Annotated in this window: 15 protein-coding genes and 4 pseudogenes; 8 read left to right on the top strand and 11 right to left on the bottom strand. The window is 59.1% G+C overall.

Features of this window, described 5'->3' with window-relative positions:
• Window positions 1-253: 253 nt before the first annotated feature.
• Window positions 254-1,261, bottom strand: coding sequence for an autotransporter family protein (locus tag ACYP33_RS04330; RefSeq protein ID WP_459619935.1), 1,008 nt, complete (start codon window positions 1,259-1,261; stop codon window positions 254-256).
• A gap of 99 nt (window positions 1,262-1,360) precedes the next feature.
• Window positions 1,361-1,694, bottom strand: a pseudogene (locus tag ACYP33_RS04325) (IS30 family transposase); the annotation flags it as partial.
• 117 nt (window positions 1,695-1,811) lie between these two features.
• On the opposite strand from ACYP33_RS04325, the gene ACYP33_RS04320 reads away from it, so the two are divergent.
• From ACYP33_RS04320 to ACYP33_RS04310, 3 genes and pseudogenes are all read left to right on the top strand, one after another.
• Complete coding sequence (locus tag ACYP33_RS04320) at window positions 1,812-2,855, top strand: hypothetical protein (RefSeq protein WP_459619933.1); 1,044 nt, start codon at window positions 1,812-1,814, stop codon at window positions 2,853-2,855.
• A 76-nt stretch (window positions 2,856-2,931) separates the two neighbouring features.
• On the top strand, window positions 2,932-3,105 hold the full coding sequence (locus tag ACYP33_RS04315; RefSeq protein ID WP_459620171.1) for an ATP-binding protein: 174 nt from the start codon (window positions 2,932-2,934) through the stop codon (window positions 3,103-3,105).
• 8 nt (window positions 3,106-3,113) lie between these two features.
• Window positions 3,114-3,311, top strand: a pseudogene (locus ACYP33_RS04310) (IS5/IS1182 family transposase); the annotation flags it as partial.
• Between the two features lie 220 nt (window positions 3,312-3,531).
• Here the strand turns inward: ACYP33_RS04310 and ACYP33_RS04305 are convergent.
• The 6 genes from ACYP33_RS04305 to ACYP33_RS04280 form a co-directional block, all read right to left on the bottom strand.
• On the bottom strand, window positions 3,532-4,749 hold the full coding sequence (locus ACYP33_RS04305) for a porin (RefSeq protein ID WP_459619931.1): 1,218 nt from the start codon (window positions 4,747-4,749) through the stop codon (window positions 3,532-3,534).
• A gap of 92 nt (window positions 4,750-4,841) precedes the next feature.
• A complete protein-coding gene (locus tag ACYP33_RS04300) occupies window positions 4,842-5,708 on the bottom strand; it encodes an ABC transporter substrate-binding protein (protein ID WP_459619929.1) in 867 nt (288 codons plus the stop codon).
• 76 nt (window positions 5,709-5,784) lie between these two features.
• Window positions 5,785-6,282, bottom strand: a complete 498-nt coding sequence (locus tag ACYP33_RS04295) for a flavin reductase family protein (protein WP_459619927.1) — start codon at window positions 6,280-6,282, stop codon at window positions 5,785-5,787.
• Window positions 6,283-6,342: 60 nt separating this feature from the next.
• Window positions 6,343-7,665 carry an LLM class flavin-dependent oxidoreductase gene (locus ACYP33_RS04290; protein WP_459619925.1) on the bottom strand — a complete coding sequence of 441 codons (1,323 nt, stop codon included), beginning with the start codon at window positions 7,663-7,665 and terminating at the stop codon, window positions 6,343-6,345.
• A 52-nt stretch (window positions 7,666-7,717) separates the two neighbouring features.
• Window positions 7,718-8,521, bottom strand: a complete 804-nt coding sequence (locus tag ACYP33_RS04285; protein ID WP_459619923.1) for an amino acid ABC transporter ATP-binding protein — start codon at window positions 8,519-8,521, stop codon at window positions 7,718-7,720.
• Window positions 8,518-9,492, bottom strand: a complete 975-nt coding sequence (locus tag ACYP33_RS04280) for an amino acid ABC transporter permease (protein ID WP_459619921.1) — start codon at window positions 9,490-9,492, stop codon at window positions 8,518-8,520. The genes ACYP33_RS04285 and ACYP33_RS04280 overlap by 4 nt, the downstream gene beginning before the upstream one ends.
• 157 nt (window positions 9,493-9,649) lie before the next feature.
• Here ACYP33_RS04280 and ACYP33_RS04275 point away from each other — a divergent pair, with 157 nt between their 5' ends.
• Window positions 9,650-10,531: a LysR substrate-binding domain-containing protein gene (locus ACYP33_RS04275; protein WP_459619919.1), complete on the top strand. Its 882-nt coding sequence runs from the start codon at window positions 9,650-9,652 to the stop codon at window positions 10,529-10,531.
• Window positions 10,532-10,660: 129 nt separating this feature from the next.
• Window positions 10,661-11,038, top strand: a pseudogene (locus ACYP33_RS04270) (Crp/Fnr family transcriptional regulator); the annotation flags it as partial.
• A gap of 249 nt (window positions 11,039-11,287) precedes the next feature.
• Here the strand turns inward: ACYP33_RS04270 and ACYP33_RS04265 are convergent.
• Window positions 11,288-12,433 carry an acyltransferase family protein gene (locus ACYP33_RS04265; protein WP_459619917.1) on the bottom strand — a complete coding sequence of 382 codons (1,146 nt, stop codon included), beginning with the start codon at window positions 12,431-12,433 and terminating at the stop codon, window positions 11,288-11,290.
• A 277-nt stretch (window positions 12,434-12,710) separates the two neighbouring features.
• Between ACYP33_RS04265 and ACYP33_RS04260 the strand changes: the two genes are divergently transcribed.
• The 3 genes from ACYP33_RS04260 (at window position 12,711) to ACYP33_RS04250 (ending at window position 16,134) form a co-directional block, all read left to right on the top strand.
• Window positions 12,711-14,384 carry a sialate O-acetylesterase family protein gene (locus tag ACYP33_RS04260; protein WP_459619915.1) on the top strand — a complete coding sequence of 558 codons (1,674 nt, stop codon included), beginning with the start codon at window positions 12,711-12,713 and terminating at the stop codon, window positions 14,382-14,384.
• The gene (locus ACYP33_RS04255) at window positions 14,381-15,454 is read left to right on the top strand and encodes an acyltransferase family protein (RefSeq protein ID WP_459619913.1); all 1,074 of its coding nucleotides are present in this window, start codon (window positions 14,381-14,383) and stop codon (window positions 15,452-15,454) included. Before ACYP33_RS04260 ends, ACYP33_RS04255 begins: the two co-directional genes overlap by 4 nt.
• A gap of 440 nt (window positions 15,455-15,894) precedes the next feature.
• Window positions 15,895-16,134 (top strand): hypothetical protein, encoded by a 240-nt coding sequence (locus ACYP33_RS04250; RefSeq protein ID WP_459619911.1) that lies wholly within the window; start codon window positions 15,895-15,897, stop codon window positions 16,132-16,134.
• Window positions 16,135-16,209: 75 nt separating this feature from the next.
• On the opposite strand, the pseudogene ACYP33_RS04245 reads toward ACYP33_RS04250, so the two are convergent.
• Together ACYP33_RS04245 and ACYP33_RS04240 are read right to left on the bottom strand one after the other, a co-directional pair.
• Window positions 16,210-17,146, bottom strand: a pseudogene (locus tag ACYP33_RS04245) (IS3 family transposase); the annotation flags it as partial.
• Between the two features lie 111 nt (window positions 17,147-17,257).
• Window positions 17,258-19,894, bottom strand: coding sequence for a hypothetical protein (locus tag ACYP33_RS04240; protein ID WP_459619909.1), 2,637 nt, complete (start codon window positions 19,892-19,894; stop codon window positions 17,258-17,260).
• Between the last annotated feature and the right edge of the window lie 17 nt (window positions 19,895-19,911).

Genomic DNA, 19,911 nt, shown 5'->3' with positions numbered 1-19,911 from the left:
TACGTGCGGCCGGACGGGCAGATCGCTCGAGGCGCCTGCAGCTGCTCGCCGGCGCACCGAACGCACGGCCGAAAGACGTGTGACGCGCGCGCACGAACGGTGGGCATATCGCCTGGCGCCGCTGGCGTCGGGCACCCGGCCACTGAGCGGTCGAGGGTGATTGGCATGCGGCGTGCGTCGGTGCCCGATGCGTGAACGCCGGGCTACCTTTCGGCAGCCCGGCGTTCACCTCATCGACAACCTGCTCGCGATCTTACTTCCAGCTGTACTTCGTGGCGATCTGACCACTCATCGAGGTGTAGTGGCCGAAGCTCGTCTGCCCGCCCACCGCGATCGAACCGGACCAGTGCTTGCCGAACTGGCCTTGCAGGCCCACCTTCAACTCCATCCTGTCACGCGGTGTGTCGAGGCTGAACGTGTTGCCACTGATGTTCACCGACTGCGAGCCGGTGCCATGCCACCAGTTGGCTTCCACGAACGGACGCATTTCGATTTTGCCTCGCGTGTCCACACCATGGAGACGGACACCCAGACGCGTCAGCACGTTGTTCGAGTTCTGTCGGCCGATCTCGCCAGCCGGCGCGCTGTGTGCGTCGGCGCTGTAGTTCGAGTACACCACCTGCGCTTCCGGTTCGATGTAGAGCTGCGTGGTGCCGCTCAGGTACAGCGGCATTGAATACCCTGCCTCGATCGAGCCCGTCAGCGTGCGCGAACCGTAGGAGTCCGTGGCAAGGCTGCCGCCCACGGTGTTGTTGTACTTGCCGTACATGAACCAGGTATCGACATACGGCCCGGTCAGGATGTCCTTGTTGCCGTACCAGGTGCCGTACACGCCGACGTTGTAGCCGTCGACATGCCCGTTCGCCGTTGAATCGGCCATCGAGTTCGTCAGCGGATTCCACATCTCGCGCTTGCTCCAGACGTTGCTGTTGCCGTACATCGCCATCGCACCGACGCGAACGCTGCCTTCGTTGCCGAGCTTGAAGCGAAACACGTCGCTGCCCGCATGCACGAGGTAGGTGTTGGTGGACAGGTCGCGTCCGCCGCCGCCGTAGCTCGCAGTGTTGCCTTCCACGCGCGCCCAGGCTGCACCGTCGATGCCGCCGGCCGCGTCGGCCGCCTTCATGCCCGGCGCCTGACCTTGACGTTGATGCAGCGTGTGCACCGTCATCATCTCGCTGGCCATCGCGTTACCGAGGTAAGCATCGGGTTCCGGGGCTTGCGTAGGCTGGACCGGCGTCGGAATGATCTCCGGACCCACCGGGTGACCTCCCCCCGACTAGCCGAGCGTCTAGGCTTGGAGATTTCCGGCTTCAATGTGTGCGAGCCAAAACTCGCACGGCGTCAGATCGCCCTCTCAATGGCCGGGCAATTTGCGCGTCTCGATGTCCTCGGGGCGGTGGATGATGCGCAGTTCCTCTGGCAAGAAGCTTTTGCGCGCCAGCGTCTTACTTGTCGTACCACGCGTGGGCTTTTCCTGACGAGGCGCTTCGATCATCGCCTGCTTCAGCCCGCCACGAAGATGCGTATAAATGGCAGCGTAGATCGTTTCATGGCTCACGCGCTGCTCGGCATTGTTTGGGTACATCCGGCTGATGTGTGGCAGCAATCTGGCGAGGCGACCAGCGTCGACACACCTGATAATGATAAACGGGCTAGTACAGCGCACTATCCGCCGACAGTTTCAGCGGACGTCGGCTGCGCTCGCGCCAGCTTCGATACGGCCCTTCTCGTACGACGGCAAAGGTCAATGGCGTGATGGTCGCTCCGGCACGATATACCAGCCTGGTCCAAAATTTGGGGATGCCGAATTGAACACCAAAAATTCTAAAGTTCATGAAAAAAATGTGATGTCCCGTAAAATTAATTTGTTTGTTGCGCGCGTCCATCGGGCCTGTACTACCGGTGCTATCGTCGGACTGCTTGGCGCCGGCACACCGATACCGGTGCACGCCGCTGATCCCTCGTCCGAGTTTCGTTTCGCGTTACCCAACGGCGCTGCGATCGTCTATAGCAAGGCCTCGTATCCGCAAGCATCGTCGGAAGGGCACGCATGGCAACATGCGGTATTTCACCTCGCGAATGGCGCCCCGTTTGGTCTCCTACCGCGAGCCGGGGAGTCAAAGCAAAGTGATTCGATCATGGAGCCTCCGAGCGTGAGTTTGATTGCGCCATCCGGTCGATATGTGATCGTTGGAAGAATCGAAACGGGCTCGGTCTCGACCGGGCAGGATCAACCCAACTCCTCACTGAGTCGGGAATATTGCTCTGCAATTGAAATCAAAACCGGCTGCATCACTGCGGATCAATCGGGCGAGATTTGCGGCGCGGGTTGGCAAGCAAAGCAATCTGAGCAATGGGGTAGCGATTTTCAAACCAGTCAGATGCTGAAAAACGATCGTCCCAGTGCGCGAGACACACAGCACTACATTGCTGCTGGGCAGCTGGCCAGCTTGGTAATACGCGAGAATTCCGGGGCGGACAATTTGTTGCGTTGCGATCCACCGTCACCGGATAACAACGAAGCCTATCAAAATATTTCAGCTGCCCTTCATGCTTCGGGAGCGAAGTTCGCTGCGCATTTGATCGATATTGCGCTCTTAAAGACGAATTCCGGCACGTTGCTTCCAGGCGATGGTATAGGACATAGCACAGCCGGCATCTCGGCGCCGCGTGCCACCCTGTATTCTGCGCCGGATGACGCCAGCGCGACGCGAGCTTATCTTGTCCAAAACGACCGGGTGATAGTATTGAAGCAGTCGCCTACGGGTTGGGCCTATGTGGATTACATCAATTCTTCGGGAAAGCACTTGCTTCGATGGATTAAAGTCGATGAACTGACGATGAAGCCATGATGCAAGGTACGTCGGCGTCGAGCCGCTAATAGCTGAACGATGGATAGCGAGGGGCGTCTGGTGTTGGTAGACGCGCATCGCGGGCGCGCTGGCCTATCGGGCGACACCGGTCGGAATCAAGGCGCGGTTCTTTACTGCCGTAGACTTGATTATGCAACTGGCGACGGTGCGGCAGCAGAATCGGTTGCGCGAATTTTCCAATCGAGCTGTTATTGGACCGAAGCTGCTCGTTATCGACGAAATCGGCTAACCGACAATCTACGCTTGATCATTCGAGTCGCGCAAGCGCGTCAGGACCAGTCCAGCACGGTCATCTTCGATAGGCACACGCGTCAGTCCACATGAGAGAGCGGTCCGCGCGCAGGATACGACGGCTACAAGCGCAAGCATGGGCGCAACACGTATATCGCTGTCGACGGACATCTATTGACCGCCTGCATCACGCCAGCCTACGAGTAAGGGCGCGCTCAGGTTCAGGAACTGGCGCAATGGACTGCCCAGGGAATGCTAGACGCCGCTGGCCAGTCCACACCGTCACGGCCACTACCTCTGCTACACCCCGGAGCGCTTCGACACCAGCGCGGCCCTGCGCAAGCTGCGCGACTGGATGCTCGAGGCGTTCTCGGCCAGCGCCGCGCCCTGAGTGAATGCGGGCTGGCGTGGGGTGCCCCCGCCGTCAGAACTTGTGGCGCATCGCGATCCGGAACAGCGCCTGCCGATCGTTCGACGAATCGCCGATGTTGCCGATATCGGCCACCGCCCGCGCGCCCGTCGAACCGACGCCCGATGCCTTTTGCAGGGCCGCCACGACATACACGTCGGTTCGCTTCGAGAGTAAGTAATCGAGCAGCATCGAGAGCTGGTTGAAATGTTGGTTGTTGTAGTGCCGGCCACCCGAAACGAGGTCGCTGCCCTTCGTGTAGCTGTAGGCCACGCCACCCAGCAGCGTGGGCGAGAATCGCCATTTCAGGCCGGCATCCACGATGTTGAAGTGCGCGGTTGCACCGCTCAGCGCGGCGATATTGCCGTATTGCACGTTCGACCAGTTCAGTCCGAGGGTGGCGTTGCCGACCGTGTAGTTCACCGCGGCCACCGCGTCCTGATAGGCGCTCGCCGTCGCATAGTTGCTGTTCAGTAGGCCCGACAGCGAGGTCGCGCCGCTGGCGTTGTCGGTAAACAGGCCCGCGCCGGCTGTCGTACTGGTAGGATTCTTGAAATAGACGTAGCCCGCGCCGACGTTCAGCGGCCCCTGTGCATAGGTGACGCCGGCCGAGTAGCCGCCTCCGCCGGTGACGTTGCCCGGCACGCCGCCCAGGCTCCACGTGGCGCCGAACGAGAAGCCGCTCACGGTCGGGCTCAAGTATTTGATCGCATTGTTGGTGCGCAGCGAATTCGTGAGATTGTCCATGTCGCCTGGATGCGAAAAGAAGGTCGGCCCGGCGACATAGCCCACGCTCGCGGCGGGCGCGGCCGCCGTGACTACCATGTCGTACTGGCGCCCCAGTGTCACCGTGCCGTAACGGCTGCTGCCGATTCCGACGAACGCCTGCCGGCCGAACGCGGTGCCGCCCTGGCCGAATTGCCCGGTGTTGAGGTTGATGCCCGATTCGAGCGTGAACACCGCCTTCATGCCACTGCCCAGGTCTTCGGTGCCGTGCAGGCCCCACCGGCTGCCGTTCAGGCCGCTCGTGGCATCGAGGCCCACCTGCCGGCCACCGACATTGACCCCGCCCACGACCCGTCGGGCATTGGTGTTGATCTGCACGCCTTCGTCGAGAATCCCGTACAGGGTTACGGAGGTCTGCGCCTGCGCCATGATCGGCGTCGCGAGGACGGGGATCAGGATTGCGGTTCGGTAATCGAGCATGTCGTTGGTCTTTTTTTGAATGCACAATGGAAATCGGCCCGATATCGCTTCGCAATCCTATGTTTATGGATTACGAATCCCGCTACCACGACAACGGACCGGCTGGGAAACGCCCGGCGCTAGTAGGCCGGGTTGTTGATCGGGAACTGGCCGAGGCCGTCGGCCGGGTTGAGCCCCCACTTCTTCATCAACGCCGCGTAGCCGCCCGACTTTTCCACGCTCAGCAAGGCCTGGCGAAACGCCTCCGCCAGCTTGCGGCTGTCGGGGTCCACGCCGAAGCCGATGCCGTAGGCGCCGTTGTAATAGGAATAGACCTGCTTGTACTTGTCCGGAAACCGGCTGGCGTTGTAGTTGGCGGACGGCGAATCCACCCAGGCCACCTGGCTCGCCCCGTTGGTGAGCGAGAGCAGCGTCATGTTGGTGTCGGGGTAGGTGGAGATGCCGAGCGGCTTCTTTCCGGCAGCCGCGCATTGCTCGCTCACCTCGGCGCCCTTCTCCATCTGCTGCGACGCGCGCGGAATGGCCACCGACACGCCGCACAGATCCTTGACCGAGCCGATTGACAGGCGGCTGCCCGGCGAGGTCACGATCGACTGCCCCACCTTGAGATAGTCGACGAAGGTCACCTTGCCCTGACGCGAGGGAAAGTCGCCGAGTGACAGCAGCGCGTTGAACCGGTTCGCCGCGAGACCCGGTATCAGCGAATCGAAGGACGCGCGCACCAAGTTCACCTTCAGGTTCAGCAGCTTCGCCGCCGCCGAGAACAGCTCGGGCGTGAAGCCCGTCACGTCGCCGTTCTCGTCGACGAACTTGATCGGCGCGACCTCGGGATTCACCGCCACGACAAGTGCGTCCATGGCCCGGTAGCGCGCCGGCACGAGCGCGGCGAGATTGGAGACCTGATTGGCCGTGGGAGCGGAAGAGCCCGCCTTAGGTGCATCGGCGGCACGTGCCGCACCCATGGAGAACAGGCTTAAGGCTGCCACCAGACAGTATCCGGTGGCACGCATCGATGGAATTGTGTTCATAGGGGAGGGCATCGAATCTCGTGGAGTGAGCCGATCACGCCGCGCACGGCACGGGCGAGGAAAAGTTGCGCTTGTGCCAGAGCAGGGCATTGGCATCCGGATTGTCATGCAGGAACGACTGCGCGATCTCGCCGATCAGGATGGTGTGCGAATACCCGTGGTGCGTGGCGATCAGCCGGCAGTCGAGCGTTACCAAGCTGTCGATCAGGACCGGCGAGCCGGTCGCGCCCGTCGTCCAGCGGGCCGTGTCGAAGCGGGCCGCGCCCTTCTCCTTGTTGAAGCGCGCGGCAACGTCGACCTGCCGATCCGACAGCAGGTTCACGGCAAATGCCTTCGACCGGACGATCACGTCATGCACGCTCGCGCTCTTGTTGATGCAAACCAGGATGGTGGGCGGGTCCGCCGACAGGCTGCAGACCGAGGTAGCCAGCACCCCGCCCGGCACGCCGTGCTCGGCCGTGGTGATCGCGCTGATGCTGCTGGTGAAGCGCGCCATCGAATCCTGGAAGACTTTCATGTGTTCAGTGCTCATCGACTTTCTCCGATTTTCTCCGCCTGACGGCATGCCCCTCGGACATGCTGTGGCTCATCGTCACTTTCCGTAAGCCAGCTTGCCGAGGCCCAGGTTGCCGCGCAGGGTCGTCGCCTCGTATTCCGTACGAAACAGTCCACGTCGGCGCAACTCGGGCAGCACGTAGCGCGTAAGCTCGTCGATGCCCTGTGGCAAGGTGGCGGGGCAGATGTTGAAGCCATCGGCCGCGTCGCGTCGGAACCAGTCTTCCATCACGTCGACGATGTCTCTCGCGGTGCCGATCAGGTGGTAGTTGCTGCCCGAGGCCACACGGCGGAACATCTGGCGGATCGTGAGATTCTCGCGCCGCGCCATATTGATCAGGTTCTCTGCGATGCTGCGCACCTTCTGGTTGCCGACGTCGGGCACCGGCCCGTCGAGGTCGTGGCCGGACAGATCGCCGAGCGTCTTGTACAGCAGCGCCAGGCCGCTGAGCGGATCGATCAGCGCCTCGAGTTGCTCGAATTTTTCCTGTGCTTCCTGCCGCGATTCGCCGACGTACAACATCAGCCCCGGCATGATCAGCATCTCGTCGGGCGAGCGGCCGTATTTGTCGAGACGGTTTTTCAGATCGTCGTAATAGGCCTTGGCGCCGTCGAAATCGGTCGCGTTCGAATACACCACGTCGGCGTTCTTCGCGGCCAGCTCCCGGCCGGCCTCGGCCGCGCCGGCCTGCACGATGATCGGGCGCCCTTGCGGCGTGCGCGCGGAATTCAGCGGCCCGCGCACCTGGAAATGCTTGCCGCGGTGATGCGGCACGTGAAGCTTGGCCTCGTCATAGAAGATCCCGCTGGCCTTGTCGCGAATGAAGGCGTCGTCTTCCCAGCTGTCCCACAGCTTGCGGACCACATCGACGAATTCGTCGGCGCGCTCGTAGCGCTCCTCGTAGCCGAGATGCGCGTCTCGACTGAAATTCCATGCCTCCTGTTCGGACCACGATGTCACTACGTTCCAGCCTGCTCGGCCGCCGCTGATATGGTCGATCGACGCGTACTTGCGGGCGATGTGGAACGGCTCGTTGTAGGTGGTCGACGCGGTGGCCACCAGTCCAATGCGCGAGGTGCATGCGCCGATAGCGGCAAGCAGCGTCAGCGGCTCCAGCTCGGCATTCTTCGAGTCGCGCGCCAGCGAGCCGCGCGGCTCGTCGTTGGCGCGTACGCCGATCCCGTCCGCGAAGAAGATCATGTCGAGTTTGGCCGCCTCAGCTTTCTTCGCAGTACTTAGAAAATAGCCGAAATCGACGGCGCCGCCGGCCGGTACCTCGGGATGGCGCCATGCAGCCATGTGATAGCCCTGATAGCGCATGGACAGCCCGAGCCGGATCTTTCGTTGAATATTTGCCATAAGCGAATCTTTCGAGTGTGAATAGGAACGTGTCGGAGCGACGGCGATGCTGTCACTGCTCCGACTGCTGGTTGAAGACGAACCGCCGGCAACGTTCGGTGCCGCCGCCGGCGAAGATGTAGTTGGGTGTGCCCTGATCCACGATGCGACCGCCGTCCATCAACACGACGCGGTCTGCTACCTTGCGCGCGAACTGCATCTCGTGCGTCACGATCACCATCGTCATACCGGCTTCCGCCAGCTCCTTCATGACGTCGAGCACTTCCTTGACGAGCTCCGGGTCAAGCGCGCTGGTCGGTTCGTCGAACAGCATGATCTCGGGATCCATCGCCAGCGCGCGGGCGATCGCGACGCGCTGCTTCTGGCCGCCCGAGAGCTGCGCCGGGTAATGATCGAGGCGCTCCGCCAGCCCGACCCGCGCCAGCAATTGCCGGCCACGTTCCACTACATCGCGCCGCTTCTGGTGCCCGACGATGCACGGCCCAGCGAGCACGTTGCCAAGCGCCGTGTAGTGCGGAAACAGGTGGAAGTTCTGGAACACCATGCCGAAGTTGCGGCGTTGCGCGTCGAGCTTGCGTTTCGGCAGCCACACGCATTTCTCGCCGTGCATCTGCGTGCCGAGAGCCTCGCCACGCAGCGTCATGGCGCCGGAATCGATCAGCTCCAGCATGTTCATGCAGCGCAGCAATGTGCTCTTGCCGGAGCCCGACGGCCCGATGATCGCGACCACCTCGCCTTTCGCGAGCGTGAAATTAACGTCGTCGAGCGCGTGGAAGGTACCGAAATGCTTGCTGATGTTCCGCATCTCGAACAGGGGGGCGCCCGGTTCGCCGTGGATGGCGGCTGCCTGATTCATCGCGCGTTCCCCTTGCCGAAATGCCGTTCGAGATAGCTCTGCGCGATCATGGCCAGGCTCGTCAGGACGAGATACCAGATGCAGGCGACCGTTAGCAGCGGAATGGTCTGAAAATTGGTGGCGTAGATGAGTTGTACCGTCGTCAGCAACTCGACGTAACCGATCACCGTCACCAGCGAGGTGTTCTTGAACATCGTGATCAGTTCGTTCGACAGGGCCGGAATGATGATCCTCACGACCTGCGGCACGATCACGAACCACATCATCCGGAAGTCGCTCATGCCCAGCGCCTTGCATGCCTCGCGCTGCCCCTTGTCGATCGCGCCGAGCCCGGCGCGGAAGGTCTCCGCGCTGTGTCCGCCCAGGTAGATGGCCAGACCGATCACGGCCGCGCTGAACCGCGAGATCAGTTGGTTCGTGTTCACGTCGAACAGGTCGACGTGCAGCAGCGGGATCGGCAGATAGAGCCGCGGCACGAGCGCCGACAGGAAAAACAGGAACAGCAGCATCGCGAGCGTGGGCGTGGCGCGCACAATCCAGATGTACAGGAAGCCGCCCGCGCGCAGCACCGGATTGCGCGACATGCGGCACGCCGCGATGACCACGCCGATGCCCAGGCCTAGCAGGCTGGCCAGCAGCGTCAGGATCAGTGTGTTGCCAAGGCCAGTCATCACCTGCCGGTTGAACAGGTAATGGCCGACGGTGGCCCATTCCCAGCGCGGATTCACCACGATCAGTTCGACGAACAGCAGCACGGCGACCGCGCCCAGCGCGTACCACGCCCAGTCGAGCCGGTTCATGCGCGGGTGGATCGTGCTGGGCCGCCGGGGCCATGGCGACGGCCGGCCCGCGAGGCGGACGTCCGCCCCCGGCTGATCGGCCATAGGTTTCTGAGCTTCGATTTGCACGTCCCTTCCTCGGTCTGTGATCTCAATTCGACCTGACGGCGCACCGGTCCTCCCGATGCCCAACCAAGCGCTGTAAGCCTTTCCGGGCGGGCCGGAAGTGTTCCGTGACAGGCTTCTGTTGGGGCAATATATGCAGGCAAATTCATTACATCTATTCGAATTTTGTTGTTTTAAAATAACCTGATGTAATGTTGAAGATTTTCACGGAAGGAGCCATGCGGTGCCCAGATTGAATGCCAAACAGATGGAAGTATTTGCTGCCGTGATGAGTTACGGGTCGATCACGGCCGCCGCACAGCACCTGAACGTGTCGCAGCCGGCGGTGAGCCGGATGGTTGAGCGCTTTGAGCTCGAGGCTGGCTTCGTGGCCTTCATCCGGCGACGCGGCAAGCTGGTGCCGACGCCCGAGGCAGAGATCTTCTTTGCGGAAGTGCGCCAGGTGTATCAGGGCCTCGATTACCTCAACGAAGTGGCCCGTGAAATCGGCGGCACGCGGCGCGGCTATCTGCGCATCGGCGTGTTCCCCGCTTACGCCGGGGGATGGATCGGCAAGCGGTTGGCCCGCTATCTCGAGGGACGCGACCAGTTGTTCACCTCGGTTATGCCGATGTCGACCGACAGCGTGGTGGACGCAATCGGCCGACAGGCGATCGATCTCGGCATCGCCATGCGATCGACGGATCGCGACGGGGTGCGAAGCGAGCCGATTCGCCGCGCCGAGATGGTGTGCATCCTGCCGCCGGGGCATCGCCTGAAGGGGACGAAACGCGTGTCGCCGGCGGACCTGTCGGCGGAGGATTGCGTGGCGATGGCCGACCGCACGAGTCGGGCCCGTATCGACAGCATCTTCAATTCGGCCGGCATCGAGCGGAGGATTCGCGCCGAGAGTCCGTGGGCGTCGAGCGTGTGCCACCTAGTTGCGCAAGGCATCGGTTATGGCATCGTGATCCGTGACGCCGCTGAGGAGTTCGCCCACCTCGGCTTTCATATCTGCGAGTTCGAGGCACGCGTGGAATACACGGTATTCCTGATTACTTCCACGGCGCGGCCGCTGTCTGCGGCGGCTGATGCGTTTCGGCAGATGCTGCTGTCGGAAGGCTAGGATCGGTTCGGAGCGCGGAGGCATCGAGGCGCCTCGCGCGACGCCGCCTCGGGACAGACCGCTCAGCGTGCCGGTACGCTGAGCGCCATTCGCCTTGGTGCGTGATTCAAGCTCAGCGGGCAGGTGGTCAAGGAAGAGTTCGCACGCGGTGGCGCGGTGCAGCGTCTGTTCCTGCGCTACACGCAGGCGCTCATCACGCAAATGGCGCAAACGGCCGTCTGCAACCGGCATCATTCGATTTCCCTGCAGTTCTGCCGCTGGTTGTTGCTGAGTCTCGACCGGCTCGATTCAAACGATGTGCAGATGACGCAGGAGCTGATCGCCGACATGCTCGGCGTGCGTCGCGCGAGCGTGACGGAAACCGCGAGAAAACTCCAGGAGGCGGGCCTGATCCGCTACTCGCGCGGCAAGATCGAAGTGCTCGATCGCGCCGCGCTGGAGCGTCATGTGTGCGAGTGCTATCAGGTGGTGCGCGAGGAAAGCGATCGGCTGCTGTCGCCACGGTGATCGTCGTGAGATGACCCGGTATCGTCGGCTCTGAATCGAGCCAGCACGGGCGGTACCGACAATACGCATCGACGTGTCGCTCCCACTCGAGATCTTCGCCGTCTCGGCGTGTTGCCTAGTTACGCAACGCATACGCTCAAACACATGGAGTGCACCAGCAAGTCGTTGCATCCCAGTGAGAAATTGCCGCCACTACTGCGAAAGCTGTGCGGAAGAGTCGGCGACACGAAGATAAAGTGCGCGCTGCAATCAGGGCGATAAATTATTTTTTGTAATTGTACTGGTATGTAATGGATCGTGCGATGAGAGTGACACGGAAGGGGAACGTACGGCCTGATCGCGCCTCGGCTTGAATTTAAGACAGCGTTTCTCGAGAAGATGCCAGGAACAAGCCGCAAGCAAGAGTGTTGGCACGATCGATATCGTGGCATTCAGCATGGGCCGATGATCGGTGTGAAAAAGCAGCGCAACTGTCTGCTGGACCGGAAATGCATAGATATAAATTCCATACGACAGATCGCCAAGCCGCCCTGCAAAACCGAACATCGCTGGTCGAGCCAAGGCAAACGAAAGCGTCGCGTACGGAAGAACCACATACATGCCGAACTCGCCCAGCGTCTCATCTTTCGGCAAAAGCAGGAGAAGTGCAATTCCGAACAACGCGATTTGTGCATTAAACCATTTCGGAGAACTGAGAAACGTTCTCCATGCAGCGCCTAACAAGAAATAAGGTGCCACGTTCAGCGCGTCATGAATGGCTCGACCGTGCGAGCCGAGATCGATGTGCCGTAGATAGAGGTTCATTGAGCACAACGCGATCGCAGCAGCCAGGACGCGCCATCGCTGAAATCGCTCCATTCCCAGCAGGACAAACGGCGCGACGAGATACATGGCGAACTCGACGGGCAGCGTCCAGAGTGAGCCGTTGACCGTATGCTGGAATGGCACGGTGTCAAACACTCCCGGCAACTGCGCGGCGGACAGAAGCGCGATGTTTGCCAGAAAGCGCACAAGGATGGGTGAGTGCAGATACTCTGCGATCGGCAAGCTTGTGACGCACGGCCCCAGAACAAATGCGCACACCAGAATGTTGACGGCAAGGCCTGGAAAGATCCTCAAACCTCGCCGCACGATATAGCGCGCTGGTGAAGGATCGCGGCGCCAACTCTCACTGATGAGATAGCCGCTGATGACAAAAAAAACCTTGACCGCGATCGCGGCGACTTCATTGCCGACCGGCCCCGGCATGTAGTCCAACCCGGTCAGGTAATAGGCGTGACCATACAGAACCATCAGCGCCGCCACGAGCCTTGCGGCATCGAAATTGTCTTGCGGGCGTTTCCCAGTCGTCATGCGGCTCCTTCGTTCGATCGGCTTGGCAAACACTTCGACCATTGATCGCCAATATGAAATGTTTGGTCGAAACACAATGTTCGGAATGCCACACATTTAAGCGAACGCGAATGAAGCGCGTGTTCCCGTCTCTCCTCCATCAAGGAGATCGTCGTTGGGCACCTTGTGGGTTACGCGTGACCGGCCACACGGTTGGCTGAAGATTTCCATCAGGTCATAAACGAGCGTGTGTGATTTCGAACATAGCTTCGTCGCTCAGCCCTTCACAGTTGCGAGACAAGCTCCCGGCTCGATCTGTATGAAATGTGTAAATTTTTCGATGTTGGCGGTCGCGGCCACTTGTCTCGTGGTCATGGGCAGCAGTGCAGTTGCCGGTCCCGATGAAACCGCTCAAATCGAATCGACCGTCAACGCTTGGCGTGCACGTCTCGATCCACTGTATCGATATCGAACCATACATTGCACGATTTCCGAGCGTGTTCAATCATCCGTGTCGAGTGCTGTGCTGGGATTGCTCGGCAGATCGCGTGCGACGGCCTGCGATCGATTGACCGCAGGCCGGGAAAAGATCCATGTCGACTGGTCGAACGGGCGCCCTTCGGAAATTGTCGAGAACTACGATGGTCATCCAGGGCAGACACTTCGGTTTGCGCTTGCGAGCATTCAGGGCAACGAGACTGTCATTGACGTGACAGCGAGCGGCGCGTTCGACGCGCCATCGACAATGTATCGGCGTGCGAATGAAACAGGTTCGACAGGACAGCAGCAGTCGGCAGATACGCAATGGACATCGCCGGGCACGCTTCCTTGGCAAGTCACACACGTCATCACATATGGGCAGTCGCTGAGCCAAGGCTTCTTCAACAAGCCAGCGCTTTCCACTCACCAGCGCTATGACGCGATACGTTTTCGAGGCGGAGTCCGGGCACAGGACGGCGTGAGTGCCAATGGCGAAGACGTGGCCTATGCGGCGTTTGTCCCACTCATCGAAACGACGTCGGGCGACAAGTCCGAGACGCCAACCAGCGGCACGCTGGACATGATCTCGCAGCTGACCGAGCAGGAAAACCTTCAGCCGCATCGTGAAAGCGGCGCCCGGTTGCTTGGCTCTGCACCGGGCGAGGGCTCGAAGGAGATTGCCGAACTTTCAGCGCCGGGGCTGTACTACCGCCAGCTTCTTCGAGACGTGCGGAACGGCAAGCGATTGGCAGATGCGGCACACGATACGTATGGCGTTGCAGCGATTACGTGGACACAGGGTGAAGCGGATGATTCGGCGCAAACGCCGATTGGTGCGTACGAAGATGCGTTGCGAGCGCTGCGGCGTGACGTCGACAGAGACGTCAAAGCGATCAGCGGGCAGCAACAGGACGTCGAGATGGTGACGTACCAACTGGCGTCGAACAAAAGCTTCGATCAACCTTATCCGCACATTGCGCTTGCTCTGCTTCGAGCAAGCCACGACGATCCACATATTCACCTGGCTGCGCCCATGTACATTTTTCGGTACGTCGATGGGCGGCACACGGATAACAAAAGCACGCGCTGGATGGGTGCGTATTACGGATTGGTCATCAAGCGGGTGGTGGTGGACCATCGGCCATGGCAGCCCTTGGAGCCAACGGCCTGGCATCGCGACGGGCGTGTCGTCACAGTTCGGTTCAACGTTCCGGCACCACCGCTTCGTTGGGATACTCGGCAAGTCGCAGTCAATCAGAACTACGGCTTCGATCTTCGGGCGCAGAATGGCCGGCCCCTGCCCATCGCGTCGGTCGAGATTTCAGGCCCGGACACTGTAACGATCGTGGCGGATGAACCGGTGCCCACCGGTGCGCAGCTGCAATACGCTTTCGTTGGGGCGGGACGTGCTGGCAGTCAATACGGGCCTCGTGGGAATCTACGCGATTCCCAGGGAGACTTCATCCGGTTCGACGACGGCACGGAGAGCCTCCGGCTCGACAACTGGTGCGTGATTTTTTCCGAGACCTTATGAGTTCTACTTTGATGCGCCAGTCGTCTCAGCCGCTTGTTGCTACCCACGTGAACTGCGCGTGCGCCTTTGGGATGGCGGCTATTTTGATCGTGACTTCCGAGGTTTTGCAGCGCCTTTTTGAGGCCGGCTTTCTTCAAGACGGGCATAGTGCCCGCATTCTGAAGCTGGCCGGCTACGCGTCTTCCTGCGCTGGATATCCAACACTTTTCGCCTTGCTAGGATGGTCTGCCGTCGCATTGCGTCGAAGCGGGTTATCGCGTTACGTCAGATGGGTGCTGCTGGATATTGCGTGGCCGTTCGTGCTGTGGAGCACGATTGGCGTGATTGTGCTGATGGTCTATCAGAGACATATCGGTGCGCCAGCAGGCATTTCGCTGACTGCTAGCTTGACGGCAGGTCCCTTGGCGCAACTCTGGTTTCTGTACTGCACGCTGATTTGCGCGGCGTTGGTTCCAGCGCTTTCGCCATCCCGTGCCATCAAGAGGGCGACGCTTTTTCCGATCGTTTGCTTGTGTATCTGGGCCGGATTCGCCATGTATTCGTCATGGGGACTGGGAACTCAGCTGTTTTGGGGGCTATTTTTCTTTCAAGGCGGCTACCTTGTCGGAACGGCCGCGATTCCCCCCATGCCCGATCAGCTAAGACGATGGGCTGCGATCGGCGTCTCCGTTGCCTTTGTTCTCGTTGCCTACATCTATCAGCATTTCGGCACGTGGACGCCGATGCAGTCGCTTCCGGTCTGCACGCTTGGCGTCATCGCAGTCGTTGCGATGGCCAGGTTCTTTGATCGAGGATGGCGGATGTTATCCGTCATATCGTGGAAGCCGGTTTATTTTCTCCATGTCGCTACCACGACCATCGTGTGGCTCGCGCTACTTGACGCTGGAGTCGTGGAGCCGTTGATACATGCGGCTGTCGAGATTTTCGCTGGCCTTGCTATCCCGACGATGATTGCGCTGTACATCCGGTCGAGCTCGATTCAACGAGTACTGGGTTTCCAGGATTCCGTCTCGGTGGATTCATTTGATGCCGAATGCGCAACTTCAAACAGGGCGACGCAAGCCAGTTGAAGGGCCTCGCATTGACGCTTCTTGAAGCTCGCTGCCGAAGTCGAATTTTCGTATTTTTTGCCGATTTTTACGTGACGGAAGTTGCCACATCATAAAGAATTTCGGAGCCTGCAAGGAAATTTACTAAATCTTCTTGGTTACACCATGCTTCTATAAATTAGAAATGCTAATAGATTTTTTGTGCTCGCATTCCAATCCGAGGGAAAAATGAGTAACAAGACAATTGTTCTAACTTCCGGCTCTTCTTGGGCAGTCCCCGCAGACTGGAACAATGAAGCCAACACAATCGAAGTGATCGGTGGAGGAGGTGGTGGCTCCGGGGCCCAAGTGGGCGGTGCGAACGCTCAGTCTGGCGGCGGTGGAGGAGAGTATCGGAAACTTGCGAACTTCGAGGCGATTGCCGGACAGACTGTTTCTTATTCAATCGGTGGTGGCGGCGCGTGGGCCTCCTCGGACGCGTAGCGTGGGTCGGGCACGAGATCGAGGATGTGCACCGGCGCCTGCTGGCCGCGCGCGCGATGAACCTCGTGATCGATCAGAACCCGGACGGACAGGCGCGGGCGGTGCTGCATCACCTGCTCGGCGTCGCGGGGGAGGCGGTGTTGGCCGAGCCGGATTTCGACGGGGAGTTCGGACTATTCATGCCGACCAATGTGCGCGAGGGAGCGTATTTGGCGTAGTTCGCGAGTGTGACTGCATGGTCGCTGGCGTTGAGGTTCGAGCAGTATTCATCGCTGCACGGGCAGCTGTCTGTACCGGTTCAGCAACTCGTCGCGAAGTTTGCCGTTGAAACTTTCGACGAATCCGTTCTGCCAAGGGCTGCCCGATGCGATAAATGCGGGGCCGACGCTTGCATCACGCAGCCACCGCATGACGCGAGCAGCGGTGAATTCCGCGCCGTTGTCCGATCGAACATACATTGGCTTTCCATAGAGTCGCATCAACCTGGACAGCACCCGAATCACGTCTTGCGAACGCAAGCTTGCGCCGACCTCGATCGCCAAGCATTCCCGTGCGTATTCGTCGATCACGCACAGCATCTTCAAGACGCGTCCGTCCACCAATTGGTCGTGAACGAAGTCGTAGCTCCAGACCGAATTGGGCCGGGTCGCGCCGGGTAAGCGAATATCGCTGCCACAGCGCCGTCTGCGCGGGCGACGCCTCGGGATGTTCAGCTTCAAGGCCTTCCACATTCGGCGTACGCGCGACTCGCTCAACGATAGCCAGGCCGCAATACGGCGATATCCAAAGCGCGGCACCTCCTGAGAGGCCGTAATGAGTTGCTCGCCCAGACGACGATCTTTCGTCGGCTGTTTGGGTCTGTAGGCCGGCACCCGGCGACTCAATCCCAGGTAACGACATGCCTTGCGTTGCGACAGCCCCCGTCGGGTCAGGACTTCCAGCGCTTCGCGCCGGCCCGCCGGGGTCGTCATTTTTTCGGCTGAATTCCTTCAAGCCATCGATCACCAACAGTTGTTCGGCGATCAATCGCTTGAGGCGATCGTTCTCGGATTCGAGCTCTTTGAGTCGACGGGCCTCGGGCACGTCCATGCCGCCGAATTTGTTCCGCCAGCGGTAGAACGTCTGCTCCGTGATGTTGTGCCGCTTGCACAGATCTTTCACCGGCTCCTCGTGGCTCTCGGCTTCCCGCAGGATGCGGATGATCTGTTCGTCGGTGTGGCGCTTCTTCATCGAGTTCTCCTTGGTCGATAGGATAAGAGAACTCACTGACCGTTTGGCTACACGATTCGTCTCAGGTCAGGGTAGATATACGTATCCGGTGCGATAAGGATTATTATCTGCTTACAGATTCGTATCTAGTTCTGATAGCGGGTGAGTGAAACCTCTATCGCCAGAATTCAATATGGTTTCCCATAGTGACAAGCTGAGTGCAGATCGCGGTAGCTGCCAGCGACGACCATAAACTTTGGGCTGCAAGTTGCCGGCTCTAAGCGTCTCCAAGCGCTGCCCAGTGCGTTTCACAAGCATGTCTGCGGCCTGTTGAGCATTGACGGGGTATTTCTGTTTGTAATCGCTTGCCGACATTGCTCCGAGGTACGCAAGATAATAAGACTCTGCGACAGTCCGCTCGTTTGCGAGGGAGCGAGTTAGATCTGAAAGATCCTCCGTGTTCTTGGGCGGGGGCCATCCGCGTTCACTAGCGAGAAAATTCAAATACTCTACGATTTCTCCTCGTGCGATTTCCAAAGCTAGGTTGCGAATTTGGCTGCGCCAGCTTGGTGGAATCTCTCCGTTAAGACTTCGAAGATTTTCAATCAATGTTTCGCACGCTGGTGAAAGTTGCCAGTAGATATTGGAAAATTTCCATGCACTCACCTTGCCATCTTCATACACAAATGCGTCGGTTGAAGTCTTGGGATGTACTGCCACCAGGCCAGTCTCAAGAAGCTCAAATAAAATTGACCGAGAGCTACCCTTTGGGTTGAATGGAATTGCACCCTTTTCGATTGAAACAAGTTCGGTATCAGACGGCTCTCCGTTGGCGCAACGTAGGAGAGCGAGCAACGCAACTGCTGCGCGAAGAGTCAAATCTTCCGGAAGGACTTCGCCTTCGATAAGCGAAGGGTAGTTGGACAACTCTTGATCGAGCATGCGTTGCCTCGCGATCTCCTTGTCCTCACATCTTGCCTCTGCTTTCGCAAGCTGTTCTTCGAGTTTTTGCTTTTCATCGAAGGATGTCTCGGGAAAATTTTCCACCATCTCGCGTAACTTTGCGAGATAGGGAAGGTCGGAAGTTGTTTGGCAAAGCAAAATCGAATTGAAGAGTGGCGAGTAGTCGTCTGGATTTTTTGCAAGCAGTTCCGCATAAACCTTTTTTGCGGTAACTGCATCGTTCGCCAGGTGAGCGGATAAACCAAGTGAAAATCTCACTTCCGGGCGAGAATCGTGCGTCGCGACTGATGCCGTCAGTTGGTAGCGTTCACGATGAAGTTCGGCCTTCGCAAGCAAGGAAATTAGTTCGTGAACTGTGTCATAGGCCCTCGGCGCAGGAATAGGGTTGTCGCGCAGCCATTTGATAATGCTTGTAGAGAATAAGCGGAATGAGGTCGCAGTTTTTTGGGCGGCTTTCAGCGTAATCCACCCTTCGGTATCGTATTGTCCTGCTTGGGCTGCTAGCGATTCAGAGCGAATCCAGTCCTGGCCGATGGCAGTCCAGTTCGGGCGTTGCCTGTTTGCACGAATACCGGTGTATAGTGAGAGATACTTTCCGTCAAATTCAAGTTCGTTGTCTTGGTGATTTATGACAAGTTCTGCAAGCTTGTCCCAGAATGGGTATTTAGGAAGATCTTGAACTTCCGTGTCTGAAATTTTTGAATAGATATCGCTTGCGGCAAATGCTGCACGGAAGTACAAATTGGAGCGGCCGGCAGATTTGGCTATCAACATGTCTCGGTACGGCATTAGCTTGCCGCTGATCCCAGTCCTTCCGTGGGTATCCCATTGGTACCCGATTACCGGTTTGAAGGGATTCGAGAGATCAGCCTCACTAATAGTGAACCCGTAGTCACTTTTCTCCAGAGCATCCAAAAATTTCTCAGTAAGTTCGCCGACGCGATCGTTGTCAAAATCGCACGCAGCTGCCAAGGCAACCCGGAGAACCATCGCTCTTTTTTCGCCGTCATGTGCCTGTCTATCACACAGGGCTTCAAACCTTGAGGCGGGGTACGTGTTGGTTTTCTTGCTCTCGATATCCGTGTGCAGTAAGTCGATAAAGAAGAGCAATTGAGTCGACGGCTGAGCACTGTCGCGTTCCAATTTTTCTATGGCGTCTAGTAGGCTCATAGCTTCATCGAAACGTCCCACACTGGCCGCGGCATTTGCCAATTCCCACTGATAACGAGGCATGCCATCGCCGGAGACGGCGTTGAGTAGGGCGTATTGATCTGCTAGAGGAGCATTCGCTTCTCGCATCCCGCTCAATGCGGCAAGTCTAAGGTCTTTGTTATCAGGGTGAAGCGCCAGCATGTGTTCAATGTCTTGGCGTCGTTGTTCTGGACTGTGGAAATCGCCTGGCCACCATACGGCACAGCGCGCGATTGCCGCAATGAGCGGAACCGAGTCTGCTGTAGTCAGCTCTCGCAGACGCGACCAGTTGGCCTCCATGTCTCGTTGTTGGCGTTGGAAGTTGTAGTCGGTGCGAATCAACTCGCAAAGTAGCGCAACGCCATCCGTGTCGAGGTCGAGCCCGATTTCGGACAGCCGACGACGAGCGTCGTCATATCGATTCTCCTTCCACTCACAGTACGCGATCTTGGCGGCGATCCGTGGGTCCAGTGCATCCAACTCATAGTAGAGCGAGAGCGCTTCGCCGTATCGATATTGGGTCAGGTATGCGTCGGCGGCGTGCTCGACGCTGATAGCGGCGTCGGGGGTGGCGAGTTGTTCAATCAGGTCTAACAGCGAAAATGGTCGAGTCATTTTTACTGGTTGGCGAG

This window comes from Burkholderia sp. 3C (genome assembly GCF_054589155.1).
The sequence above is the reverse complement of the archived record's forward strand: the minus strand, read 5'-3'. Positions and strand labels throughout refer to the sequence as shown.

What these genes read in the sequence shown, in the direction of transcription:
- ACYP33_RS04265 (WP_459619917.1), bottom strand. Translation starts at nt 12,433, where the DNA reads ATGGTCGAAGTGTTTGCCAAGCCGATCGAACGAAGGAGCCGCATGACG.
- ACYP33_RS04260 (WP_459619915.1), top strand. Translation starts at nt 12,711, where the DNA reads ATGTTGGCGGTCGCGGCCACTTGTCTCGTGGTCATGGGCAGCAGTGCA.
- ACYP33_RS04255 (WP_459619913.1), top strand. Translation starts at nt 14,381, where the DNA reads ATGAGTTCTACTTTGATGCGCCAGTCGTCTCAGCCGCTTGTTGCTACC.
- ACYP33_RS04290 (WP_459619925.1), bottom strand. Translation starts at nt 7,665, where the DNA reads ATGGCAAATATTCAACGAAAGATCCGGCTCGGGCTGTCCATGCGCTAT.
- ACYP33_RS04285 (WP_459619923.1), bottom strand. Translation starts at nt 8,521, where the DNA reads ATGAATCAGGCAGCCGCCATCCACGGCGAACCGGGCGCCCCCCTGTTC.
- ACYP33_RS04240 (WP_459619909.1), bottom strand. Translation starts at nt 19,894, where the DNA reads ATGACTCGACCATTTTCGCTGTTAGACCTGATTGAACAACTCGCCACC.
- ACYP33_RS04295 (WP_459619927.1), bottom strand. Translation starts at nt 6,282, where the DNA reads ATGAGCACTGAACACATGAAAGTCTTCCAGGATTCGATGGCGCGCTTC.